Genomic DNA, 24091 nt, shown 5'->3' on the forward strand with positions numbered 1-24091 from the left:
CTTAAGCGCATGATAGACTATGCAGCTAATCCTGACACATCGCGAGTAAATCTATGAAAATTGGCATTATTGGCGCCATGGAAGAAGAAGTTACCCTTCTGCGCGACAAAATCGAGAACCGCCAGACTATCTCTATCGGCGGTAGCGAAATCTATACCGGCCAACTTCACGGTACCGAGGTTGCTCTGCTGAAATCCGGCATTGGTAAAGTGGCCGCCGCCATGGGCGCTACTCTGCTGCTGGAGCGCTGCAAGCCGGATGTGATTATCAATACCGGTTCCGCCGGCGGTCTGGCGCCGACGCTGAAAGTTGGCGACATCGTGGTCTCTGACGAAGCGCGCTACCATGATGCCGACGTCACCGCGTTTGGCTACGAATACGGCCAACTGCCGGGCTGTCCGGCCGGTTTCAAAGCTGACGACAAACTGATTGCCGCCGCGGAAACCTGCATCAAGGCGCTGAATCTTAACGCCGTTCGCGGGCTGATCGTCAGCGGCGACGCTTTCATCAACGGCTCGGTAGGACTGGCGAAAATCCGCCACAACTTCCCGCAGGCCGTTGCCGTAGAAATGGAAGCCACCGCCATCGCCCACGTCTGCCATAACTTCAGCATTCCTTTTGTGGTGGTGCGCGCAATCTCTGACGTCGCTGACCAGCAGTCGCATCTCAGCTTCGACGAGTTCCTCGCCGTCGCCGCCAAGCAGTCCACCCTGATGGTGGAAAATCTGGTGCAGAACCTGGCGCGTGGCTAAGTCGTTACAGAAGGCGTTAACCGCCCTGCTGTTGCTCGCCCCGGCGTGGCTTTTCGCCGCGCCGCGGGTGGTGACGCTCTCCCCGGCCAACACTGAATTGGCCTTTGCTGCCGGCATTACGCCGGTCGGCGTCAGCAGTTATTCCGATTACCCTCCCGCCGCGGCTAAAATCGAACAAGTCGCCAGCTGGCAGGGAATGAACCTTGAACGTATCGTCGCCCTGAAACCCGATCTGGTACTGGCGTGGCGCGGCGGCAATGCCGAACGCCAGGTGAATCAGCTCAGCTCGCTGGGAATCAAGGTTATCTGGGTTGAAACCGGTTCGATTGAGCAAATCATCCATGCTTTGCAGATGCTTGCGCCGTGGAGCCCGCAGCCGGAAACAGCCCGGCAGGCTACCCAGAAGATGCAAGACGATTACGAGGCGCTAAAAGCCCGCTATGCCAACGCGCCGAAAAAACGCGTATTTCTGCAGTTTGGCGCCAACCCGCTGTTCACCAGCAACAGCGCCTCGATCCAGAATCAAGTATTACGCCTGTGCGGCGGAGAGAATATTTTTGCCGCCAGCCGCGTTCCCTGGCCGCAGGTTAGCCGCGAACAGGTGCTGTCACGGCATCCGCAGGCAATCGTCATCACCGGCGATCCGGATAAAATTCCCGCCGTGGACCGCTATTGGCAAAATCAGCTCACAATTTCGCTCATCGCCTTACATAGCGACTGGTTTGAACGCGCGGGCCCACGTATTATCCTTGCCGCAAAACAACTCTGTACTGCGCTTGAGCAGGTAAAATAACCGCCTGGCAGCAGGCTTTTAGCGGGAACTGACGATGCTTGTCTATTGGCTGGATATTATTGGCACAGCCGTATTTGCTATCTCCGGCGTATTGCTGGCGGGGAAATTACGCATGGACCCTTTCGGCGTGCTGGTATTAGGCGTAGTGACCGCCGTGGGCGGCGGGACGATTCGCGATATGGCGCTGGCCAACGGCCCGGTGTTCTGGGTTAAGGACCCTACCGATCTGGTCGTGGCGATGGTCACCAGTATGTTAACGATTCTGCTGGTCCGCCAACCGCGGCGCATGCCGAAATGGGTACTGCCGGTACTGGATGCCGTCGGCCTGGCGGTGTTTGTCGGCATCGGCGTGAATAAAGCCTTTATTGCCCATACCGGCCCGCTGGTGGCTATTTGCATGGGCGTGGTCACCGGCGTCGGCGGCGGGATTATCCGCGACGTGCTGGCGCGAGAAGTACCGATGATTCTGCGCACCGAAATCTACGCCACCGCCTGCATTGTCGGCGGTATCGTGCACGCAACGGCGCACTACACCTTTCAGTTGTCGCTGGAAAACTCGGCGATGTTAGGCATGGTGGTGACGCTGGGGATACGCCTGGCGGCGATTCGCTGGCACCTGAAGCTGCCGACCTTTGCATTGGATGATAACGGACGGTCATAAAAGCAAAACGGTAACCCTGAGGTTACCGTTTTTCGTGTTTGCCGCTCTCTTTGTGGGAGAGGGCTGGAGTCGCTTGCGTTAAACGCTGAACGAGGAGCCGCAGCCGCAGGTGCTTTTCGCGTTCGGGTTAGTCACGATGAAACGTGACCCTTCCAGGCCTTCGGTATAATCGACGGCGCCGCCAACCAGATACTGCAGGCTCATTGGGTCAACCACCAGGCCGACGCCCTGTTTCTCGATGGTCATATCGCCTTCGTTAACCTGATCGTCAAAGGTGAAGCCATACTGGAAACCGCTGCAACCGCCGCCGGTGATGTACACGCGCAGTTTCAGGTTCGGATTGTCTTCATCCGCAATCAGATGTTTTACTTTGTTCGCTGCGGCTTCGGTGAACTCCAGCGGCAACGCTACGTCATCACTCATTTTTTGCTCCCATTGATACTTCCGGCCGATTAAAGAATAACCGGACCTTTTGAGCCATTATCTAATACCCTGGTAAATCGTTCAAGTATTCTCCCGGGGTACCTGCTGCGCTTTCGCCGCCTCTTCGGCCTTCTGCTTTGCCAGGGTACGCTGCAGAATGGTCGAATACAAAGGTTTACCGCCGAGGAACTGTGCCAATAGTGTTGCCCCAAGGCAGGTAATAATCATTGGCAAAATGAGCTGATAGTTATCGGTCATCTCCAGCACCAGCACAATCCCGGTGAGCGGTGCGCGCACCGAAGCCGCCAGCAGCGCCCCCATCCCGGCGATAGCGAAGGTACCGGCATCCAGATGATAGGACGGAAACAGCGGAATGGCAGCCATGCCGAATGCCGTCCCCAGCAGCGTGCCGAGCGCCAGCATCGGGGCGAAAATCCCCCCCGGCGCGCCGGAAGAGAAGCACAGCAGCGTGGTGATGACGCGGGCAATAAAAATGAACAGCAGCAGCCCAACCGAGAAGTTGCCGGCAGCGGCGATCGGGATAAGGTTAAAACCGCCGCCCACCGCGGTCGGCTGCATCAGACCCAGCAGGCCGCACAGCCCGCCGATAAGCCCGCCAATCAACACCCATTTTTTGATATTGCCGCCGTGGAGGCGCTGGAACATATCCTGCGTCCGCAGCACCAGGGTATTAAACAATGGCCCGAAACAGCCGAAAATCATGCCCAGCACCAGGTACAACCACAGGGTATTCACCGGCGCATTGCTCAGCTTGCCGACTTCGATAATCGCCCCTTCGCCGTTAAAAATACGGAACACGATGCTCGACATGATCACGCCGGTAAACACGGCTTTAATCGAAATCAGGTTGTAGCGGAACTGCGGGCGCATCTCTTCGATGATAAACAGAATGCCCGCCAGCGGCGCGTTGAAGGCAGCGGAGAGGCCCGATGCCGCACCGGTGGCCAACAGCGTATGCCGCGCTTCCGGGCTACGCAGACGAAACACATCCACCACCATGCGCCCGATATTACCGCCAAGCTGTACCATCGGCCCTTCGCGCCCCAGCACCATCCCGGCGCCCAGCGTCCCCATGCCGCCAATGAATTTTACCGGCAGCACGCGCCACCAGCGTACCGGACGCAGCTCTTCCAGCGCGCCTTCGATTTCCGGGATCCCGGAACCGCCGGCTTCCGGCGCAAAGCGGCGCACCAGAAAATAGCCGACCATCGCCAGCAGCGCCGACAGGATGAAGGCCAGCGGCCAGACGAGGTACCAGTGGTCCGCCACCTGCACCAGCGCCCCGATACGTTGGTTCTGTACCCAGTTCACGCTCTTTTCAAACGCCACGCCCACCAGCCCGGCCAGCGTGCCGACCACCGCCGCCATCAACAATACCGCCAGCGGCGTTTTATCGCGTTGAATTAACCGGCGGACCGCATCGCTACGGCGCACGCGAACAAACTGATGTGCTTCAAAAGAGGGAGTTTCAGATTTCATGCCATTATCATTTATTGGTAATACAAATGAGAAGAGAGGCATTCTAGCCGCCTCCGCGCCGCGCGTCGTCAAAAAATTGTTTCGTCTGCTTAATGTTTCAATTGGGCAAAACTTTCATAACCTTCATGGAATAACTTAGAATAGCCCGATAACTTTATTCACGAACCAGGATCCTGGCCATGAGCAAATCTGAAAATCTGTATAACGCCGCCCGCGAACTTATCCCCGGCGGCGTCAACTCGCCGGTCCGCGCCTTTACGGGCGTCGGCGGCACCCCGCTGTTTATTGAACGTGCGGATGGCGCCTACCTGTACGATGTCGATGGTAAAGCTTATATCGATTATGTCGGTTCCTGGGGGCCAATGGTGCTGGGTCACAACCATCCGGCCATTCGTAACGCGGTGATTGAAGCGGCAGAGCGCGGGTTAAGCTTCGGCGCGCCAACCGAAATGGAAGTCAAAATGGCGGAACTGGTTACTGAACTGGTACCGACCATGGATATGGTGCGCATGGTGAACTCCGGCACCGAAGCCACCATGAGCGCCATTCGCCTGGCGCGCGGCTTCACCGGCCGCGACAAAATCATCAAGTTCGAAGGATGCTACCACGGTCACGCCGACTGCCTGCTGGTGAAAGCCGGTTCCGGCGCGCTGACTCTCGGCCAGCCGAACTCGCCGGGCGTACCGGCCGATTTCGCGAAGCATACCCTGACCTGCACCTATAACGATCTTGCCTCGGTACGCGCGGCGTTTGAACAGTATCCGCAGGATATCGCCTGTATCATCGTCGAACCGGTGGCCGGCAATATGAACTGCATTCCGCCACAGCCGGAGTTCCTGCCGGGCCTGCGCGCGCTGTGCGACGAGTTTGGCGCGCTGCTGATTATTGACGAAGTGATGACCGGCTTCCGCGTCGCGCTGGCGGGCGCTCAGTCCTATTACGGCGTGGAGCCGGATCTGACCTGTCTGGGTAAAATCATCGGCGGCGGTATGCCGGTGGGCGCTTTCGGTGGTCGCCGCGAGGTCATGGACGCGCTGGCGCCGACTGGTCCGGTGTACCAGGCCGGTACGCTGTCAGGCAACCCTATCGCCATGGCCGCAGGCTTCGCCTGCTTAAGCGAAGTGGCGCAGCCGGGCGTGCATGAAACCCTGACCGAGCTGACCAATCAACTGGCGGATGGCCTGCTGAACGCGGCGCGCGAAACCGGGATCCCGCTGGTGGTGAATAATGTCGGCGGCATGTTCGGTATCTTCTTTACCGATGCCGAAACCGTCACCTGCTATCAGGACGTGGTGAAGTGCGATGTTGAACGTTTCAAGCGTTTCTTCCACCTGATGCTGGAAGAAGGGGTTTACCTCGCCCCGTCGGCGTTTGAAGCCGGCTTTATGTCCGTCGCCCATAGCGAAGAGGATATCAACAACACTATCGACGCCGCGCGCCGGGTGTTTGCCAAACTGTAAGGTACTTGAATGCCTGGTGGCGCAGGGATTTTCCCGGAGGCGGCGCGCTGCGCCTTGTCCGGGCTACCAAATCGAGCAGCACTGTAGCCCCGGTAAGCGCTAGCGCCACCGGGGATTTTCCCGGAGGCGGCGCATTGCGCCTTGTCCGGGCTACCAAATCGCGCGGCGCTGTAGCCCCGGTAAGCGCTGGCGCCACCGGGGATTTTCCCGGAGGCGGCGCATTGCGCCTTGTCCGGGCTAGCAAATCGCGCAGCCTTGTAGCCCCGGTAAGCGCTAGCGCCACCGGGGATGTTGAGGCCATTCGGGATCGTTAGCGGCTCTGCTTTCTCAGCAAATAGATAAAGTACGGCGCGCCGATAAACGTCGATAACAGCCCCGCCGGTATTTGGTAGGGGAACATGATCATTCGCCCGCACCAGTCGGCGAACACCAGCAGCATCCCGCCAGTTAGTCCGGAAATGATCATATGCGGCATCGTCCGGCGGAATCCCATCATCCTCGCAATATGCGGCGCCATTAAACCAACGAAACTTAACGGCCCAATGGTTAGCGTCGCCGTTGCCGTCAGGCTCGCCGCCAGCAGCAGCAACCCGATACGCGACGGCGTTAATGCCATCCCCACCGCCCGCGCCGCCTCGCCGCCGAGCGGCAGGATGGTAAGCCAACGGCGGCAGAGCGGCGCCAGCGCCAATAGCGCCAACATTACCACCCCGCTACGCAGCACCATCTCCGGCGTCGCGCTATAGGTCGAACCGGACATCCACGTCAGGATTTGCGCCATTCGCGGATCGCCGCTGGCCTGTAGCATCATCAATAGCATGGTGAAAGCGGTGCTCAGCGCCATCCCCGCCAGCAGCATCCGGTGTGGCGAGAACCCCCCGCGCCCGGCGGCGACCAGGATGACCAGCAGCGTCGCCGCCGCGCCAAGACTGCCGGCTGGCAGCAGCCAGACAAAAGCGTTGCCTGGTACGAAGAATAGCATCAACACCACGCCGAACGCCGCGCCAGAGCTGATACCCAGCACTTCCGGGCTGGCCATCGGATTACCGGTCAGGCGTTGAATAATGCAACCCGCGACGGCCAGCATCACCCCGGCGAACAGCGCCGAGAGCACCCGCGTCCAGCGCCATGGCATTAATTGCTCCAGCAGATCGCCGCTGGCCCATTGCCACCCCTGCGCATCACGGCCAAAGGTCAGCGCGGCGGTTACCGCCAACAACATCAGCGCCAGTCCGCCCAGCGCGAACCACTGCACGTTGCGGCGCTCAATCAACGCCTTATCGCCGCCGTTCATCACCGGCGCGCTGATACTACGCAGCCGCGGCAGTAGCCACAGTAATAAAGGCGCGCCAATCAGCGCGGTGACTGACCCGGTCGACACTTCCCGCCATACCCGGCTGAGCCAGAGAATAATTTGGTCGGAAAGCCACAGGATCAGCGCGCCAAGTAGAGCCGCCAGTACCAGCCGCGATAGCAGGCGGCGGGCGCCGAGCATTTTCGCCAGCAGCGGCGCGAACAGACCGATAAAGCCGATAATGCCGACCGCGTTGACCAGCAGCGCGCTTATTACTATCGCCAGAGTCAAGACGCCAAGGCGCGCCAGAGAAAGCGCCAGCCCGAGATTTCGCGCCACGCCATCATCCAGCCCCATCAACGTTAACGGGCGTAGCAACAACAGCGTCAATATTACGCCGCCAAGCAGCTGCGGCCACAGGCGCTGCGCCACGCTCCAGTCGGTCTGCGTCAACGTCCCGGTACTCCACAGGAACATGCTTTGCAACTGGTCGTGATGGAAAATCACCATCAGCTGATTGACCGCGCCGCAATAGAGACTCACCACCAGACCGGCCAGAATCAGCGTCACCGGCGACAGACGTTTGCCCCACGAAACGCCGAACACCAGCGCGCCGACCAGACAAGCGCCTGCCAGCGCAGCAAACTGCGACGCCAGCACGCCGGGGATCGCCCATAACGCCGTCACCGTCATTCCAAGCTGCGCGCCGGTGGCGACGCCGAGCGTGGTCGGCTCCGCCAGCGGGTTACGCAGCACCTGCTGGAACAGTACGCCGACGAGCCCCAGTCCGGCACCGACCAGCAACGATACAGCCAGCCTCGGCAGCAAGCTGTAATGGAACAGCATCTGGGCGATATTATCGCTATCCGGCTGCCACAGCGCCTGACGCCACTGCGCGTAAGGTAAAGCAACCTGAAGGTTGATGATGCTCAGCGCGAAAGCGGCAACCAGCAACACGACCAACAGGATAATGGCTAACGGCGAGAAACGCGCCTTCATACCGCCCTCCCCTGCGCATCGGCCAGTCCGCGGGCGAAATGCATCGCCGACAGCGTCGCGCCATAGAACCATACCGCCGGAAGACGCTGGAAACGCCCCGCGCGCACGAAAGGCATCGCCTGCCACAGCGGGGTCGCCATCATCTGGGCCATCTCCCGATCGTTGCCGTGATCGAAACAGATAACATCGGCCTCTTTAAATTCCGCCAGCCGATCGATGCCTACGGTGATACTGCCCCAGAATGCCGCTTCACCGCGCCAGGCGTTTTTGATGCCAAAACGATCGAGCACTTCCTGGAACAGGCAGTTCTCGCCGAAGACCAGCACATGGCGAGCATCAAGTAGCGAAATCATCAGCAGCGGGCGATCGCCACGCTCGGCAAATCGCGGACGCAGGCTTTCCATCAACCCGTCGAACTCCGCCAGATGACGCTTCGCCTGCTGTTGCTTACCCAGCAGGTCGGCCATTTCCAGCAGCGAACGCTGGGCCATCGCCAGCGGCCGTTTGCCGTCGCTGAAGGTGAAGCCGCGACCGGGCGCAATGCGCGCCAGCTTTTCCGGCGACGGGCCATAGCCTGCCGACCAGACGATAAACGACGGTTTCATCTGCGTCAGTAATTCAAGATTGGGTTCAGTGCGCAGGCCGACATCAATCACCGAAGCGGGTAACGCCGGCTCATTGACCCACAGGTTGTAGTTGGGAATATCGGCTACGCCGTAGGGCGTAACGCCGAGCGCCAGCAGCAGCTCGGCCGGTAGCCACTCCAGCGCGACGACGCGCTGCGGGTCAACGTTCGCCGCCTGCGCGCCGCGCATCTGCCACAGCAGCGGCGACAGCGCCATTGCCGTCAACAGGCGTCGGCGTGAGAAGAAGTTCGAATTTTCCATCAATAGACAAAACTTACCGGCGCTGCGCCCGCCGGGTGCGGCAGGATCCCCATCGGGATGCCGTAGATTTGTTCCAGCGTTTCGCTGCGCATCAGTTCCGCCGGCGTCCCCTGGGCGATCATTTCGCCGCCGCGCAGCGCCACCAGATAATCGCAATAGCGGGCGGCCATATTAATATCGTGCAGGACCGCGATCACCGTCAGGCCACGCTGCTGGCTGAGACGATGCACCAGCGCCAGCACATCGACCTGGTGGGCGATATCCAGCGCCGACGTCGGTTCATCGAGCAGCAGACAGCGGCTATCCTGCGCCACCAGCATGGCGATCCACGCGCGCTGGCGTTCGCCGCCGGAAAGGCTGTCCACCAGCCGATGCGCCAGCGGTTTCAGCCCCACCAGCGCAATGGCCTCTTCTACTTTTTCGCGATCCGCCACGCCGAAGCGCCCCAGCGCGCCGTGCCACGGATAGCGGCCAATCGCCACCAGTTCGCGCACCGTCATCCCTTCCGCCGCCGGCAGTTGTTGCGGCAGATAGGCCACTTTGCGGGCAAACGCCTTGCTGCTCCAGCTGTCCAGCGGCTGGCCATCCAGCAGCACATCGCCTTCGGAAGGCGGCTGATGGCGGCCAAGCATTTTGAGTAACGTGGATTTGCCGGAACCGTTATGGCCAATCAGGCCAGTGACTTTTCCTGCCGGGAAGGTCAACGAAAGGGGATGAAGCAGCGTGCGGCCAGGCACGCGAAAGGTCACGCGATTTAACGCAAACGTCGTCTCAGAGTGCGGAGTCTGTTCCTGCATAGCAACAACCTGATATTGGGCGCGGCGAACCGCGCCCGTGAGTAGTTAGAAGCGGAAGGTTGCGGTAGCAACAACCTGACGTTCCGCCCCCCAGTAGCATGCGTACTCGCTATAGCAGCTGGAGACATATTCGCGGTCAAACAGGTTGTTGACGTTGACGCCGACCGAGGACCCCGGCAGGCCAAAGCGCGCCAGATCGTATTTCACCGTCGCATCCATCAGCGCATAACCGGCCACATTGAAGGAGTCATTTTTCTTACCGGTGCTGGTGTCATTTTTGTAGTAGCTGACCGTCGAACCGATATAACGCGCGCCCGCGCCAATCGTCAGCCCGCTAAGCGCGGTTTCGTGGAAGGTGTAATCCGCCCACAGCGAGGCCATATTACGCGGCACTTCCGCCGGACGCTTGCCTTCGAAGACGGTGTCGTGAGTGTATTCGGCATCGGTATAGCTGTATGCCGCGGTCAGGTTGATATTGGCATTGACCGCCGCCTTCGCCTCCAGCTCAAAGCCGCGGGAGCGGATTTCGCCGGTTTGTACGCTGAACAGTCCGGTCGGATCGTTCGGGTCTGCCGTCAGGTTCTTATCTTTAGTCAGCTGATAGACCGCCGCGGTCACCACCACCGGCATATCTTTCGGCACGTATTTCACGCCGGCTTCATACTGCTTACCGCGCGACGGATCGAACGGCTTGCCGGTGCTATTGGAACCCGATACCGGTTCGAACGATTCGCTGTAGCTGAAGTACGGGGAGATACCGTTATCGAACAGATAGTTGATCCCGCCGCGCCAGCTGAACTGCTGGTCGTGATTTTCCGCCATGCTGCTGGTGGAACGGGTGAAGGTAGACGTGGTGGCGTAATCGTAGCGGCCGCCTAAGGTCATCACCCATTTGTCCCACTCCATCTGATCCTGCGCGTACAGGCCCGTCTGCTCCATACGGTTAAGGACCGCGTACGGGAAGTTGACGTTCACGTTCGGGTTGCCGTACTGCGGATTGGTCATGCTAATGGCATCGGCCGTACCGTAGTCCGCATCAACGTCGTTACGCATCCGCGAGTAGTCCACGCCGGTCAGCAGCGTGTGGTTCACCGCGCCGGTAGCAAAATCAGACTGCAGTTGCGTATCAACGGTAAAGGTATTCAGGTGCTCATCGGAACGCACGTAGGCACGATTGATTTTCCCCGGCTCCTGGTAACCATTGCCGTAGACCGAACGATACAGCGTATGCACATCGGCATAGCGCAGGTTCTGACGCACGGTAAAGGTGTCATCGAACTGATGGGAGAAGCTATAGCCAACCATCTGCTGGCGACGCGACATCTTGTTATCGGACTCGCCTTCGTTGAAGTCGGTCGGCAGCTTGTGGGCCTTACCGTTGGCATCGTAATACGGCACCACGGTGCCTTCGCGCGGCAGCCAGCCGTAGTAACCCGCATCCGGGTCATTCTGGAAGTTGCTCAGGAAGGTGAAATCGGTTTTATCATCCGGACGCCAGCTGAAGGACGGAGCGACGGCGTAACGGGTCGATTTCGCCATCTGCTGCTGCGCATCCTGGCTGCGGCCTAAACCGGTCAGACGGTATGACCACACGCCGTCATCATCAATGGCGTCGCTGAAGTCGAAACCGGTTTGCCACAGGTTATCCGTGCCCATCTTAAACTGTACTTCTTTCAGCGGCTCGGTGGTCGGACGCTTGCTGACCATGCTGACGATACCGCCCGGGTTGCTGTTGCCGTACAGCACCGAGGTTGGCCCGCGCATCACTTCCACGCGTTCCAGGAAATACGGGTCCATCGAGACTTCAGAGTAGTTGTTACCCTGCAGCTTCATGCCATCCAGATACTGGTTGGTGTTCACCGTGCTGGAGGTGGTGAATCCACGAATGGTGACCACATCATAAGTGGTCGAGCTACCGCGAGTGGAGAAAACGCTCGGCGTGTAAGAGAGCGCTTCTTTGACCGTTGTCGGCTGCTTCATGTCCATCTCTTCGCGGGTCACCACGGAGATAGACTGCGGCGTTTTTTCAATGGGAGTATCGGTTTTGGTGGCCGTGGCGGAACGCTTCGCGGCGATAGTCGGTGCCGGTCCCCAGGCGCTCTCCTGGCTGGCTGGCGCCGCGGTAACGACGAGGGTTTCTTCTTTCGGTTGTTCCGCAGCCTGTGCATAAACAGACATGCCGCTAACCGCCGTGGCTACTACGACTGCGATTTTACGCAGCGAGTGATTTGGCTGAGCAGTTTTAAGACGCGCCATTGGTATATCTCTGATGAAAGTGAATGATAACGTAAACGAGAATTATTATTATGACGGGTGACATAATAGGCGAAACGCGGAATCCAAGGCAAGCGCTATGCCGAACAGGAAGCGCCAAGGGATTAATAAATAACCAGACGGTTATTAAGGAGTTATCACCGTGTTAAGCAGATACCCTAAATAAAAAAGCCCCCTAATACCTTCGTATTAAGGGGCTGTTCAGACGTTCAGCTTAAACGGTTTTAGTTGCCGCCAAACATATCTTTAATCCAGCCGGCCACGCCATCGCTCTTTTCCTGCTTCGCAGGCTGCTGCTGTTGCTGCTGCGGTTGGTTAGCAGGCTGCTGCTGCCCGGACTGGTTGAACGGGTTATTGGCTTCCTGCTGCTGTTGCTGCTGTTGCTGCAGGGCTTCGCCCTGGCGGCACAGCGCATCCGGCGAGGTAGTCCACACCGGCAGCGTACGCATACCGCCGCTGCACTGGAAGTAACCGTTGCTGTCCACGCCCATGTCCACGACATCTTCCGGCGGCGTCAGCGCCAGCGGCGTCGGGGTCTGGTTAGCCAGGTAGCGCTGATAAATCGACATCGCGCCGCTGGCCCCGTACAGCTTGGTCGGCTGGTTGTTATCGCGGCCAACCCAGGTAATCGTCACCTGGCTGCCATCGATACCGGCAAACCAGGTATCCACATTGTTGTTGGTGGTCCCGGTTTTACCCGCCAGATGCAGGCCAGGATACTTGGCACCAAGCTGACGGCCGGTACCGCGCTGCACCACCTGCTGCATGGTCCACAGGGTCATATAGGCCGCCTGCGCCGGAACGGCGCGTTCCGCCTGCGGGTAGCTCTGGTACAGCACCGTACCATCTTCAGCAATAACGGAACGCAGCGCCGACAGCGTTGCGCGGTTACCGCCGCTGGCGATGGTCTGGAATGCCTGCGCGACTTCAATTGGCGTCAGGTTAAGGGCGCCAAGGATCATCGCAGGAACCGCATTCAACTGGTCTTTCGGCACGCCCAGCTTCTGCCAGGTATCGGTGATCGCCGGCAGACCCAGCGACATCCCGAGGTTAACCGTCGGCACGTTCATCGAACGGGTCAGGGCATCCACCAGCATCACCTGACCGCTAAAGCGACGATCGTCGTTCTGCGGCGACCAGGTCTGGCCGTTCGACAAGCGAATCGTCACCGGCGCATCGGCAATCCACGTATTCAACCGATACTGGTTCGGCTGGCTCAGCGCGGTCAGATAAGTGGCCGGTTTTGCCAACGAACCAATCGAACGACGCGCCTGCATCGCGCGGTTGTAGCCGGCAAACTGCGGCTCCGCGCCGCCGACCATCGCCCGGACTTCGCCGGTGAAGCGATCGACCACCACCATGGCGGTTTCCAGATCCGGCAGCTTACGCTGTTTCTTAAGTGCCGGGATACCTTCGATGGCCGCTTTTTCCGCCGCATCCTGAGCCACCGGGTCAAAGGTGGTGAAGATCTTCACGCCAGAGAGATCTTTTACTTTATCGCCCAGTTTCGCCTGCAGCTCCTGGCGCACCATCTGCATGAACGCCGGCTGCGGAGAAATCACCCCGCCGCGCGGCTGCACGCCCAGCGGACGGGCGCTCAGCATATCGTACAGCTCCTGGTCGATAATGTTCTGCTGCTGCAGCAGACGCAGCACCAGGTTACGCCGCTCCAGCGCCAGTTTCGGGTTACGCCACGGGTTATAGATTGACGCCCCTTTGACCATCCCGACCAGCAGCGCCTGCTGATCGAGGCTCAGCTCTTCTACCGGGCGGCCAAAGTAGTACAGGCTCGCCAGCGGGAAGCCGCGGATTTCGTTGTCGCCGCTCTGGCCGAGATACACTTCGTTCATGTACAGCTCAAGGATACGATCCTTGCTGTAACGGGCGTCAACGATCAGCGCCATATAGGCTTCGTTGGCCTTACGCCAGTAGGAACGCTCGCTGGACAGGAACAGGTTCTTCACCAGCTGCTGGGTCAGGGTACTTGCCCCCTGCACCGTACGCCCCGCCGTCAGGTTCGCCAGCACCGCACGGCCCATTGAGTACAGGCTGATACCGTCATGCTCATAGAAGTGGCGGTCTTCGGTCGCCAGCAGCGTATCCACCAGCAGATCCGGGAAACCGCTACGCTTAACGAACAGGCGCTGCTCGCCGTTCGCCGACTGCAGCATGGTGATCAGGCGCGGATCGAGACGGAAGAAACCGAACTGACGGTTGTTATCCATATTCTCGATGGTATCCAGATGATCGCCATCGAAGGTCAGACGCGCGCGCACCTGCCCCTCTTTACTATCCGGGAAATCGAACGGACGACGGATCATCTCGATGCTATTAGCCTGTACGGTGTATTCGCCAGGACGCGTCATTGCGCTGACCTGACGGTACTGGGTCGCATTAAGCAGGCGCACCATCTCGTTTTTGCTGATCTGCATATCCGGCTCAAGGTTGACCATCCGGCCATACACTGCCGCCGGCAGTTCCCAGACTTTACCGTCAATGCGGCTGCGAATTTTCTGGTCGAGGTAGACGCCATAGGCGGCGATAATTACCGCAAAGACAATCCCCAGCTTAACCAGCAGCCACAGCCAGCTGCGCTTACGACGAGGCTTATTGCCTTTGCCCTTTCCTTTCTTCGGCATCGGTCGTTCATCCTCATAATCGTCATCGTAATCATCGTCGTAGTCCTCTTCCCGGACCCGGCGACGGGTGACTTTTTGTTTTGCCGGGCGTGAAGGTCTCCCTTTACGTCCGATAGGCTCGCGGTCATCTCCCGCCATGCTTTTTCTCCGCAACTTTCAGGCGTAAAGGCCTGATTCTCAATACTTCCTCTTGAAGGAGGAAGAAGATATCTCTCAATTTAACACCCGCCGCGCTGCCGCGGCCGACGTCTTTCATATCATCTTCGAAGAATAATTCATTAAACAAATCATATAATTATCTGTTTAAGCTGAAGAATATCTCCGGACATAGCACGAATTGTCCAGGCCACAGAGAATAGCACTAATCCGCGACATTCTTAACCAGCATTTTACAACCGCAAAACGCGATAAACGGTAAAATATGATGTTTTTTAATAACATAAATATTGCGCCGTGTGACTCAGGCCGCCGATTTTCAGAACCGCGCCCACAGCAAGGGCGCGGCGCCTCAGGAGTATTTTTTCGTCCGCCGGGTCGGCGCGGTATTCGCCGGGTCATCCGGCCAGACATGTTTCGGATAGCGTCCTTTCATCTCTTTTTGCACCTCGCGGTACGCCCCTTGCCAGAAGGCGCTCAAATCGCGGGTAATTTGTAACGGTCGCTGCGCCGGCGAAAGTAATTCCAGCACCAGGGGAACCCGCCCTTCGGCAATGCGCGGCGTCGTCGCCTCGCCAAACATCTCCTGCATCCGTACCGCCAGCGCCGGCGGGTTATCTTCATGATAGCGAATAGCGATACGGCTGCCGGTCGGCACCGTGTAATGGGTCGGCAGCTCGCTATCCAGCTTCTGGCGTAACGTCCACGGCAGCCAGTTTTGCAGCGCCTGTCGCAGGTCTACCGCCTTGAGCGCCCGAAGCGAATGCACCCCGGTCATCTGCGGCAACAGCCACGCCTCCAGCGAAGCTAACAGCGATGCGTCATCAACGGCGGGCCAGTCCGCTTCCGGCAGCCACTGCGCGGCGCAGTGCAGCCGCAGGCGCAGTTGTTCAGCCTCCGGCGTCCAGTTCAATACCCCGAGCCCCTTATCGCGGATTCCGTTGAGCATCGCCTGGTGCAGCTCCGCCTCCGACGGTTTCGCCAACGGCTGAGTTTTTATCACCAGCTGGCCAATGCAGCTACGCCGCCAGGCTTTTAGCGTCCCCTGCGCTTCATCCCACTCCACGGTATCGGAGCGTTGTATCAGCTCAGGACGCTGCGCCACCAGTTGGTCAATATCCAGCGGCAGCGCCAGCAAAATTCGCGCATCTGGCGCCGAACTGCCCTGTAGTAGCAGCGGCGCAATTAGCCATTCGTGACGGCCGAGCGCGTCATCGGCATCCAGCATCGCCCCCATGCCGTTAGCCAACTGATAGCGCCCTTCCTGGCCGCGTCGACGGGCGATCCGGTCGGCAAACGCTGGGGCCAGCAACGCCGCCATCCGCTCAGCATCAGGCTGACCGCCGCGGCTGGCCAGCCGCTTCAATAACTGCTGCGCCCGCTGCTGCCAGTTGCCCTGCTGGCGCGTAAACGCGGCGCCTAAGTCACTATTGCCGCCGCGCGGCGGCTCCTCAAGAATAGCCGCCAGTTTCGCCGCCGTCGCCGCGTCATCCGCGGAATCGGCCGCCGTCAGCATGGCTGCCAGACGCGGGTCGTTACCCAGCACCGCCATTTGGCGCCCGTGAGCCGAAAGGCGTTCGCCCTCCAGCGCCGATAGCGCCGTCAACAGACGCCGCGCCGCCGCCAGATTGATCGCCGGCGGTAGGTCCAGCCAGCGAAGCTCGGCCGGATCGCGGCAGCCCCACTGCAGCAACTCCAGCAGCAGAGCCGATAGATCGCTTTGCAGAATTTCCGGATCGCTCTGCGCCGCCGCGCGCTCCGCCTGCTCTTTCGCCAGCAGATGCAGGCAGATCCCCGGCTCCAGACGCCCGGCGCGACCGGCGCGCTGGGTCATTGACGCCTGGCTTATCCGCTGGGTGATTAGCCGGGTCAGGCCGGTGCGCGGATCGAAGCGCGCGACCCGCTCCTGAGCGCTGTCGACCACCAGGCGAATGCCTTCGATCGTCAAACTGGTTTCAGCGATATTGGTCGCCAGCACCACTTTGCGCATCCCAGCGGGCGCCGGGAGAATCGCTTTGCGCTGTTCGCTCAGCGGCAGCGCGCCGTACAGCGGGCATAACAGCACATCGCTGGCTACGCGCTCGCTCAATTGTTCCTGTACGCGCTGAATTTCGCCAACGCCCGGCAGGAATAACAGCATCGATCCCTGCTCCTCACGCAGCAGATCCGCGGCGGCGATCGCTACCGCTTCGGCAAAACGCTGATGGGTCGCCAGCGGCGTAAAGCGACGTTCAACCGGGAATGCACGCCCTTCGGAAACTACCACCGGCGCTTCCGGCAACAGGCGCTGCAGACGATCGTTATCCAAGGTCGCCGACATGATCAATAACTTGAGATCGTCACGCAGCCCCTGCTGAACGTCCAACAACAACGCCAGCGCCAGATCGGCCTGCAGGCTACGTTCATGAAATTCATCGAGGATCACCAGTCCCACGTCGGAAAGTTCCGGATCGTGCTGCAAAGTGCGGGTTAGGATCCCTTCAGTAACCACTTCCAGACGGGTATTTGGCCCAACGCAGCTTTCGGCGCGCATCCGGTAGCCTACCGTTTCTCCCGGTTTTTCTCCCAGCAGCTCCGCCAGACGCTGAGCGACGTTACGCGCCGCCAGCCGCCGCGGCTCCAGCAGAATAATCCGGCCATCAATGTTGCCATCGGCGAGGATCTGTAGCGGCAGCCAGGTTGATTTACCCGCGCCGGTAGGCGCGTTAAGCAGCACCTGCGGCGCCTGCTGCAGGGCGGAAAGAAGTTCGGGAAGAATTGCGGCAACCGGCAATGAGGACACGAAAGGCTCCGGAGGTTAACATTCGAGGGCAAGCATTGTAGCATCCCCGTAATTCATTACCGAGTCTCTATCATGTCCGAGCCGAAACGGCTGTTTTTCGCTCTTGAACTGCCGAAAGCGATACAGAAACAGATTATTCACTGGCGCGCCGCCCATTTTGCCGACGATGCCGGAAGGCCGGTCGCCGCCGATAACCTACATCTGACGCTGGCGTTTCTCGGCGACGTCAGCGCTGAAAAACAGCGCGCGCTGTCGGCAATGGCCGGACGCATTCAACAACCGCCATTTACCCTGACGCTCGACGACGCCGGCCAGTGGCTGCGTTCGCGCGTAGTGTGGCTCGGTACCCGCCAGCCGCCGCGCGGCATGCTGCAGCTGGCAAATATGCTGCGCGCTCAGGCAGCGCGGAGCGGCTGCTATCAAAGCCCGCAGCCGTTTCATCCGCATATCACCCTCCTGCGCGACGCCCGCCACGCGGTGCCGATCCCGCCGCCGGGTTTTTGCTGGCAGATGCCGGTCAACGAATTTGTGCTTTATGAGTCCAGCTTTCTCCGCGGGCGCACCCGCTACAACGTGCTGGAACGTTATCCATTTACCAGGGAACTCTGATGCTGTTCACTCCGCCTTTGCAGTCCGCCACTTTAATTAAACGTTACAAACGGTTTCTGGCCGATGTCGTCACGCCGGAGGGCCAGGAGCTGACGCTGCACTGCCCGAATACCGGCGCCATGACCGGCTGCGCCGCGCCGGGCGATACCGTCTGGTATTCCACTTCCGATAATCCTAAACGTAAATATGCGCATACCTGGGAATTAACTGAAACCCAACAGGGCGCGGTCATCTGCGTCAACACGCTGCGGGCCAATACCCTCGCGAAAGAGGCGGTACTCGCCGGAAATATCCCTGAGCTTGCCGGGTATAACATTCTGAAAAGCGAAGTAAAATATGGCGAAGAAAATAGCCGAATCGACCTTATGTTACAGGCAGAAGGCCGCCGTAACTGCTATATTGAAGTGAAATCGGTTACGTTGGCGGAAAAAGAGTACGGTTATTTTCCCGATGCCGTTACCGCACGCGGTCAGAAGCACCTGCGGGAACTCATGAGCGTCGCGGCCGCGGGCCATCGGGCCGTGATTTTATTCGCCGTGCTGCATTCGGCGATAGACCGTTTCTCACCCGCGCATCATATTGATGCCAAATACGCACAGCTGTTGATAGAGGCGCAGGAAAAGGGGGTAGAAATTCTCGCCTGGAAAGCGGAACTTTCTACCAAAATGATGACTCTGAATAAGCCGATTGCCGTGGCGTTAACCCCCGGTAATTAAAAGGCTAAATTGTGTCCGGTTCGCGAGCGCAAATACGCTTTTCTTCACAGCGTTGTCAAGTGTAACGTTTAGATAATTGCTATCCGGAAAAGCATCTGCTATTTATAGCGGCCTGATTTTTCCCCCACATGGGGATCGATAGTGCGTGTTAAGGAGAAGCAACATGCAAGAAGGGCAAAACCGTAAAACATCGTCCCTGAGTATTCTCGCCATCGCTGGGGTGGAGCCGTACCAAGAGAAGCCGGGCGAAGAGTATATGAACGAAGCCCAGCTGGCGCACTTCAAGCGCATTCTTGAAGCATGGCGTAATCAACTCAGGGATGAAGTGGATCGCACCGTAACGCATATGCAGGATGAAGCAGCTAACTTCCCGGACCCGGTCGACCGTGCCGCGCAGGAAGAAGAGTTCAGCCTGGAGCTGCGTAACCGCGACCGCGAACGTAAACTCATCAAGAAGATTGAGAAAACACTGAAAAAAGTCGAAGACGAAGACTTCGGCTTCTGCGAATCCTGTGGCGTGGAGATTGGCATTCGCCGTCTGGAAGCGCGTCCAACAGCTGACCTGTGCATCGACTGCAAGACGCTGGCGGAAATTCGCGAAAAACAGATGGCGGGTTAATTCCCTGCTACCTCACTCTCTGGCGGGAGTTTCTCCCGCCTGATTCCCCTTGTGTTTAACATGACCGACTCAGACTATATCGGGCGCTTTGCTCCCTCACCTTCCGGCGAACTCCACTTCGGCTCATTAATCGCCGCCCTCGGCAGCTATCTACAGGCGCGGGCGAAAGGCGGTATCTGGCGCGTACGCATTGAAGATATCGACCCGCCGCGGGAAGTTCCCGGCGCCGCCGACACTATTTTGCGACAGCTCGATCGCTACGGCCTGCACTGGGACGGCGAGGTACTGTGGCAATCCCAGCGGCACGAAGCCTATCGCGAGCGCCTCGCCTGGCTGCACGATCGGGATCTCTGCTACTACTGCACCTGCACCCGCGCGCGCATTCATAGCGTCGGCGGGATCTACGACGGCCACTGTCGCGATTTGCGCCTTGGCGGCGAAAATGCCGCGCTGCGCCTGCGTCAGACCCGTCCGGTACTGGAATTTTATGACCAGTTGCGCGGAACCATCGTCGCCGACGAACCGCTGGCGCGGGAAGATTTCATCATCCATCGTCGCGACGGGCTGTTCGCCTATAACCTGGCGGTAGTGGTTGACGACCATTTTCAGGGGGTCAGCGAAATCGTCCGCGGCGCCGATCTCATCGAGCCAACGGTACGACAAATTTCATTGTATCAGCACTTTGGCTGGCCTGTGCCAGACTACGTGCACCTGCCGCTGGCGCTGAACGCCGAAGGTAATAAGCTCTCAAAACAAAACCACGCCCCGTCCCTGCCGGAGGGCGATCCGCGCCCGGAAATTGTGCGGGCATTAACATTTTTGAATCAGGATGTCATCGAGGATTGGCAAGCGCTGAGTATTGAAGATTTACTCAAACAAGCGGTAGCCAACTGGCAACCTGCAAAAATCCAGCATTCTCAAATGGCTCCCGCTGAGCTATGATTAGCCGCTATTTTTGCTCGTCGCCCTTCAGGTTGCCCCTGAATTTGCCGTTTAAATGCAACCTGAAGCCCATAGAGTAATGTTTTATCCGAAGTTCGTCTGACACTACGAGGTGCACCATTTTTACCCGAGTCGCTAATTTTTGCCGCAAGGTGCTAAGCCGTGAAGAGCGCGAGGCAGAGGCTGCCGCCGTCGAACAAACGCATATGACGGTGATCCCGCGTGAACAGCATGCAATTTCCCGCAAAGATATCAGTGAAAACGCGCTCAAGGTGCTCTATCGACTGAATAAGGCGGGCTACGAAGCTTACCTGGTCGGCGGCGGCGTTCGCGACCTGCTGCTGGGCAAGAAACCAAAAGATTTTGACGTCACCACCAGCGCGACCCCGGACCAGGTACGTAAACTGTTCCGCAACTGCCGCCTGGTTGGCCGTCGTTTCCGCCTGGCGCACGTGATGTTCGGGCCGGAAATCATTGAGGTCGCCACCTTCCGCGGCCATCACGAAGGCCACACTAACGACCGCGTCACCTCCCAGCGCGGCCAGAACGGCATGCTGCTGCGCGATAACATCTTCGGTTCTATCGAAGAGGATGCCCAGCGCCGCGACTTCACCATCAACAGCCTTTATTACAGCGTGGCGGACTTCACCGTACGCGACTACGTTGGTGGAATGCGCGATCTGCAGGAAGGGGTGATTCGCCTGATTGGCGACCCGGAAACCCGTTACCGTGAAGATCCGGTGCGCATGCTGCGCGCGGTACGTTTCGCCGCCAAACTCCATATGCGCATCAGCGCCGAAAGCGCCGAGCCAATTCCGCGTCTGGCCACCCTTCTTCACGACGTCCCCCCGGCGCGTCTGTTTGAAGAAGTGCTGAAACTACTGCAGGCGGGTTATGGTTATGAAACCTACCAGCTGCTGCGCGAATACAGCCTGTTCCAGCCGCTGTTCCCGACGATCACCCGCTACTTTACCGAGCGCGGCGATAGCCCGATGGAACGCATCATCATTCAGGTGCTGAAGAATACCGATAACCGCCTGCATAACGACATGCGCGTTAACCCGGCATTCCTGTTCGCGGTCATGTTCTGGTATCCGCTGCTGGAAATGGCGCAGAAAATCGCGCAGGAGAGCGGGCTGGCCTATTACGACGCCTTCGCGCTGGCAATGAATGACGTGCTGGATGAAGCCTGCCGGACGCTGGCGATTCCTAAACGCATCACCACCCTGGTGCGCGATATCTGGCAGCTGCAGCTTCGTATGTCCCGCCGTCAGGGCAAACGCGCGTGGAAACTCATGGAGCATCCGAAGTTCCGCGCCGCTTATGATCTGCTTGAACTGCGCGCAGGCGCCGAGAACAACCACGAACTGCAGCGCCTGACCAAATGGTGGGGCGAGTTCCAGGTAGCCGCGCCGCCGGAACAGAAAGATATGCTCAACGACCTCGGCGACGATCCGGCTCCGCGCCGCCGCCATCGCCGCCCGCGGAAACGCGCGCCGCGTCAGGGTAACGCATGACCCTGGTCTATATCGCCATTGGCAGTAATCTCGCTTCGCCGCTCGAACAGGTGAATGCGGCTATCCGCGCGCTGGCCGACATTCCGGACAGCCGCGTGGCGAGCGTGTCTTCGCTGTACCGTACGCCGCCGCTGGGGCCGCAGGATCAGCCCGACTATCTCAATGCCGCCGTCGCGCTTGAAACCGCGCTCGCGCCGGAAGCGCTGCTCGATCACACTCAGCGCATCGAACTGCAGCAGGGACGGGAGCGGAAAGCCGAACGCTGGGGACCGCGAACGCTGGACCTCGACATTATGCTATTCGGCGATGCGGTCATTAACAGCGAGCGTCTGACGGTGCCGCACTACGATATGAAAAATCGCGGTTTTATGCTCTGGCCGCTGTTTGAAATCGCCCCACAGCTCCACTTCCCCGATGGCCTCGCCCTTCGCGCCGCGCTGGAAAATCTGGGCGCCGAAAAACCCGCTCTCTGGTAACCCCTACTCCCTTTTTTAGCATTTCCGGCGATAGTGGTAATCGGTTGCCCAAAATCATTGCCCCCCTGAATGCTGCTGTTAGAATGCCGGTTAATATGACTTTCATCATCAGGAAACGTTATGAAACCGACCACCATTGCCCTGCTGCAGAAATGCAAACAGGAGAAAAAGCGCTTCGCCACTATCACCGCCTACGACTACAGCTTCGCTAAGCTTTTTGCCGATGAAGGCATTAACGTCCTGCTGGTGGGCGATTCGCTAGGGATGACGGTACAGGGCCACGACTCCACGCTGCCGGTGACCGTTGACGATATCGCTTACCACACCCGCGCGGTGCGCCGCGGCGCGCCGAACAGCCTGCTGCTCGCCGACCTGCCGTTCATGGCCTACGCCACGCCGGAACAAACCTTTGAAAATGCCGCCGTCGTGATGCGCGCCGGCGCCAATATGGTCAAGCTCGAAGGCGGCGCCTGGCTGGCTGATACCGTCAGGATGCTGGCGGAGCGCGCGGTACCGGTTTGCGGTCACCTCGGTCTGACGCCGCAATCGGTGAACGTGTTCGGCGGCTATAAAGTACAAGGTCGCGGCGATGCAGCGCAGGCGCTGTTTGATGACGCATTAGCCCTGGAAGCCGCCGGCGCCCAGCTGCTGGTGCTGGAGTGCGTGCCGGTAGAGCTGGCAAAACGCATTACCGAAGCGCTGACGATCCCGGTTATCGGCATCGGCGCAGGCAACGTGACCGATGGGCAAATCCTGGTGATGCATGACGCTTTCGGGATCACCGGCGGCCACATTCCTAAATTCGCGAAAAATTTCCTCGCAGAAGCGGGCGACATCCGCGCCGCGGTACGGCAGTATATTGCCGAAGTCGAATCCGGGACCTATCCGGGCGAAGAACATAGTTTCCATTAAGGAGTCTTGTTGTGCTGATAATTGAAACCCTGCCGCTGCTGCGCCAGCATATCCGTCGTTTACGCCAGGAAGGCAAGCGCATTGCGCTGGTTCCCACCATGGGCAACCTGCACGATGGTCATATGAAGCTGGTTGATGAAGCCAAAGCCTGCGCGGATGTCGTGGTGGTCAGTATCTTCGTGAATCCCATGCAATTTGACCGCCCGGACGATCTGGCGCGCTATCCGCGTACCCTGCAGGAAGATTGCGAAAAGCTGAACAAGCGCAAGGTCGATTTTGTCTTTGCTCCGGCGCCGGCGGAAATTTATCCGCAGGGTACCGAAGGGCAAACCTTCGTTGATGTCCCGGGCCTGTCGACCATGCTGGAAGGCGCCAGCCGCCCTGGCCACTTCCGCGGCGTCTCGACCATTGTCAGCAAGCTGTTCAACCTGGTGCAGCCAGATGTCGCCTGCTTCGGCGAGAAAGATTTCCAGCAGTTGGCGCTGATCCGCAAAATGGTCGCCGATATGGGTTATGACATCGAGATCGTCGGCGTGCCGATTATCCGCGCGAAAGACGGCCTGGCGCTGAGCTCGCGTAATGGTTATCTGACCGCCGAGCAGCGTAAAATCGCCCCGGGTCTGTATAAAGTGCTGAGCTCGGTGGCGGAAAAACTTGCCGCGGGCGAACGTCATCTTGAGGAAATCATCGCCATCGCCGAGCAGGAGCTCAACGAATCAGGTTTTCGCGCCGACGATATCCAGATCCGCGATGCCGACACCCTGCTGGAGCTCACGGATGCCAGCAAACGCGCGGTGATCCTGATGGCGGCATGGCTGGGCCAGGCGCGTCTGATTGATAACAAAATCGTCGAGCTGGGCCAGTAGTCCGGAACGAAAAATCG

At 59.1% G+C, this 24091-nt stretch carries 20 protein-coding genes; 12 read left to right on the forward strand and 8 right to left on the reverse strand.

Annotation, left to right across the window (positions count from 1 at the left end; translation table 11 throughout):
* The first annotated feature begins 53 nt into the window (after positions 1-53).
* The 3 genes from mtnN to PGS10_RS19600 are packed head-to-tail and all read left to right on the forward strand — an operon-like array spanning position 54 to position 2206.
* Complete coding sequence (mtnN, locus tag PGS10_RS19590; RefSeq protein WP_015704439.1) at positions 54-752, forward strand: 5'-methylthioadenosine/S-adenosylhomocysteine nucleosidase; 699 nt, start codon at positions 54-56, stop codon at positions 750-752.
* Entirely contained in the window at positions 745-1545 is an 801-nt protein-coding gene (gene btuF / locus PGS10_RS19595) for a vitamin B12 ABC transporter substrate-binding protein BtuF (protein ID WP_047046976.1), read from the forward strand. The genes mtnN and btuF overlap by 8 nt, the downstream gene beginning before the upstream one ends.
* A gap of 34 nt (positions 1546-1579) precedes the next feature.
* The gene (locus tag PGS10_RS19600; protein ID WP_032709911.1) at positions 1580-2206 is read left to right on the forward strand and encodes a TRIC cation channel family protein; all 627 of its coding nucleotides are present in this window, start codon (positions 1580-1582) and stop codon (positions 2204-2206) included.
* A 78-nt stretch (positions 2207-2284) separates the two neighbouring features.
* Here the strand turns inward: PGS10_RS19600 and erpA are convergent, their stop codons facing one another.
* Together erpA and clcA are read right to left on the reverse strand one after the other, a co-directional pair.
* Complete coding sequence (gene erpA / locus PGS10_RS19605; protein WP_008807363.1) at positions 2285-2629, reverse strand: iron-sulfur cluster insertion protein ErpA; 345 nt, start codon at positions 2627-2629, stop codon at positions 2285-2287.
* 81 nt (positions 2630-2710) lie between these two features.
* A complete protein-coding gene (clcA, locus tag PGS10_RS19610) occupies positions 2711-4129 on the reverse strand; it encodes a H(+)/Cl(-) exchange transporter ClcA (protein ID WP_072251481.1) in 1419 nt (472 codons plus the stop codon).
* Positions 4130-4308: 179 nt separating this feature from the next.
* Here clcA and hemL point away from each other — a divergent pair, with 179 nt between their 5' ends.
* Positions 4309-5589 (forward strand): glutamate-1-semialdehyde 2,1-aminomutase, encoded by a 1281-nt coding sequence (gene hemL, locus PGS10_RS19615; RefSeq protein WP_045376565.1) that lies wholly within the window; start codon positions 4309-4311, stop codon positions 5587-5589.
* 310 nt (positions 5590-5899) lie between these two features.
* Here hemL and fhuB read toward each other — a convergent pair whose 3' ends face one another.
* The 6 genes from fhuB to hrpB all read right to left on the reverse strand — a co-directional run bounded on the left by fhuB (position 5900) and on the right by hrpB (position 17417).
* Complete coding sequence (gene fhuB, locus PGS10_RS19620; protein ID WP_316423367.1) at positions 5900-7882, reverse strand: Fe(3+)-hydroxamate ABC transporter permease FhuB; 1983 nt, start codon at positions 7880-7882, stop codon at positions 5900-5902.
* Positions 7879-8769, reverse strand: coding sequence for a Fe(3+)-hydroxamate ABC transporter substrate-binding protein FhuD (fhuD, locus tag PGS10_RS19625; RefSeq protein WP_316423368.1), 891 nt, complete (start codon positions 8767-8769; stop codon positions 7879-7881). Before fhuD ends, fhuB begins: the two co-directional genes overlap by 4 nt.
* Entirely contained in the window at positions 8769-9566 is a 798-nt protein-coding gene (gene fhuC / locus PGS10_RS19630) for a Fe3+-hydroxamate ABC transporter ATP-binding protein FhuC (protein ID WP_045390112.1), read from the reverse strand. The genes fhuD and fhuC overlap by 1 nt, the downstream gene beginning before the upstream one ends.
* Positions 9567-9611: 45 nt before the next feature.
* Positions 9612-11822, reverse strand: coding sequence for a ferrichrome porin FhuA (gene fhuA, locus PGS10_RS19635; protein ID WP_045390109.1), 2211 nt, complete (start codon positions 11820-11822; stop codon positions 9612-9614).
* Between the two features lie 242 nt (positions 11823-12064).
* The gene (gene mrcB / locus PGS10_RS19640; RefSeq protein WP_045390106.1) at positions 12065-14617 is read right to left on the reverse strand and encodes a bifunctional glycosyl transferase/transpeptidase; all 2553 of its coding nucleotides are present in this window, start codon (positions 14615-14617) and stop codon (positions 12065-12067) included.
* Between the two features lie 370 nt (positions 14618-14987).
* Complete coding sequence (gene hrpB / locus PGS10_RS19645) at positions 14988-17417, reverse strand: ATP-dependent helicase HrpB (protein ID WP_063414002.1); 2430 nt, start codon at positions 17415-17417, stop codon at positions 14988-14990.
* A gap of 72 nt (positions 17418-17489) precedes the next feature.
* On the opposite strand from hrpB, the gene thpR reads away from it, so the two are divergent.
* The 8 genes from thpR (at position 17490) to panC (ending at position 24074) form a co-directional block, all read left to right on the forward strand.
* On the forward strand, positions 17490-18026 hold the full coding sequence (gene thpR / locus PGS10_RS19650; RefSeq protein ID WP_047078123.1) for an RNA 2',3'-cyclic phosphodiesterase: 537 nt from the start codon (positions 17490-17492) through the stop codon (positions 18024-18026).
* The gene (gene sfsA / locus PGS10_RS19655; protein ID WP_045390098.1) at positions 18026-18742 is read left to right on the forward strand and encodes a DNA/RNA nuclease SfsA; all 717 of its coding nucleotides are present in this window, start codon (positions 18026-18028) and stop codon (positions 18740-18742) included. The genes thpR and sfsA overlap by 1 nt, the downstream gene beginning before the upstream one ends.
* A 163-nt stretch (positions 18743-18905) precedes the next feature.
* A complete protein-coding gene (gene dksA / locus PGS10_RS19660) occupies positions 18906-19361 on the forward strand; it encodes an RNA polymerase-binding protein DksA (RefSeq protein WP_007373199.1) in 456 nt (151 codons plus the stop codon).
* 60 nt (positions 19362-19421) lie between these two features.
* Positions 19422-20303, forward strand: coding sequence for a tRNA glutamyl-Q(34) synthetase GluQRS (gluQRS, locus tag PGS10_RS19665; RefSeq protein WP_047078124.1), 882 nt, complete (start codon positions 19422-19424; stop codon positions 20301-20303).
* Between the two features lie 119 nt (positions 20304-20422).
* Positions 20423-21820, forward strand: a complete 1398-nt coding sequence (gene pcnB / locus PGS10_RS19670) for a polynucleotide adenylyltransferase PcnB (protein WP_072056452.1) — start codon at positions 20423-20425, stop codon at positions 21818-21820.
* Complete coding sequence (gene folK / locus PGS10_RS19675; RefSeq protein ID WP_045390092.1) at positions 21817-22296, forward strand: 2-amino-4-hydroxy-6-hydroxymethyldihydropteridine diphosphokinase; 480 nt, start codon at positions 21817-21819, stop codon at positions 22294-22296. Before pcnB ends, folK begins: the two co-directional genes overlap by 4 nt.
* 120 nt (positions 22297-22416) lie before the next feature.
* Positions 22417-23208, forward strand: a complete 792-nt coding sequence (gene panB / locus PGS10_RS19680; protein ID WP_047042642.1) for a 3-methyl-2-oxobutanoate hydroxymethyltransferase — start codon at positions 22417-22419, stop codon at positions 23206-23208.
* An 11-nt stretch (positions 23209-23219) separates the two neighbouring features.
* Positions 23220-24074: a pantoate--beta-alanine ligase gene (panC, locus tag PGS10_RS19685; RefSeq protein ID WP_045390090.1), complete on the forward strand. Its 855-nt coding sequence runs from the start codon at positions 23220-23222 to the stop codon at positions 24072-24074.
* Positions 24075-24091: the final 17 nt, after the last annotated feature.

Origin of the sequence: Klebsiella sp. 141153 (assembly GCF_032601995.1) — a bacterium.
In the GTDB taxonomy this organism is placed as follows: domain Bacteria; phylum Pseudomonadota; class Gammaproteobacteria; order Enterobacterales; family Enterobacteriaceae; genus Klebsiella; species Klebsiella aerogenes.

What these genes read in the sequence shown, in the direction of transcription:
- mtnN (WP_015704439.1), top strand. Translation starts at nt 54, where the DNA reads ATGAAAATTGGCATTATTGGCGCCATGGAAGAAGAAGTTACCCTTCTG.
- PGS10_RS19600 (WP_032709911.1), top strand. Translation starts at nt 1,580, where the DNA reads ATGCTTGTCTATTGGCTGGATATTATTGGCACAGCCGTATTTGCTATC.
- erpA (WP_008807363.1), bottom strand. Translation starts at nt 2,629, where the DNA reads ATGAGTGATGACGTAGCGTTGCCGCTGGAGTTCACCGAAGCCGCAGCG.
- clcA (WP_072251481.1), bottom strand. Translation starts at nt 4,129, where the DNA reads ATGAAATCTGAAACTCCCTCTTTTGAAGCACATCAGTTTGTTCGCGTG.
- hemL (WP_045376565.1), top strand. Translation starts at nt 4,309, where the DNA reads ATGAGCAAATCTGAAAATCTGTATAACGCCGCCCGCGAACTTATCCCC.
- fhuB (WP_316423367.1), bottom strand. Translation starts at nt 7,882, where the DNA reads ATGAAGGCGCGTTTCTCGCCGTTAGCCATTATCCTGTTGGTCGTGTTG.
- fhuD (WP_316423368.1), bottom strand. Translation starts at nt 8,769, where the DNA reads ATGGAAAATTCGAACTTCTTCTCACGCCGACGCCTGTTGACGGCAATG.
- fhuC (WP_045390112.1), bottom strand. Translation starts at nt 9,566, where the DNA reads ATGCAGGAACAGACTCCGCACTCTGAGACGACGTTTGCGTTAAATCGC.
- fhuA (WP_045390109.1), bottom strand. Translation starts at nt 11,822, where the DNA reads ATGGCGCGTCTTAAAACTGCTCAGCCAAATCACTCGCTGCGTAAAATC.
- mrcB (WP_045390106.1), bottom strand. Translation starts at nt 14,617, where the DNA reads ATGGCGGGAGATGACCGCGAGCCTATCGGACGTAAAGGGAGACCTTCA.
- thpR (WP_047078123.1), top strand. Translation starts at nt 17,490, where the DNA reads ATGTCCGAGCCGAAACGGCTGTTTTTCGCTCTTGAACTGCCGAAAGCG.
- sfsA (WP_045390098.1), top strand. Translation starts at nt 18,026, where the DNA reads ATGCTGTTCACTCCGCCTTTGCAGTCCGCCACTTTAATTAAACGTTAC.
- dksA (WP_007373199.1), top strand. Translation starts at nt 18,906, where the DNA reads ATGCAAGAAGGGCAAAACCGTAAAACATCGTCCCTGAGTATTCTCGCC.
- gluQRS (WP_047078124.1), top strand. Translation starts at nt 19,422, where the DNA reads ATGACCGACTCAGACTATATCGGGCGCTTTGCTCCCTCACCTTCCGGC.
- folK (WP_045390092.1), top strand. Translation starts at nt 21,817, where the DNA reads ATGACCCTGGTCTATATCGCCATTGGCAGTAATCTCGCTTCGCCGCTC.
- panB (WP_047042642.1), top strand. Translation starts at nt 22,417, where the DNA reads ATGAAACCGACCACCATTGCCCTGCTGCAGAAATGCAAACAGGAGAAA.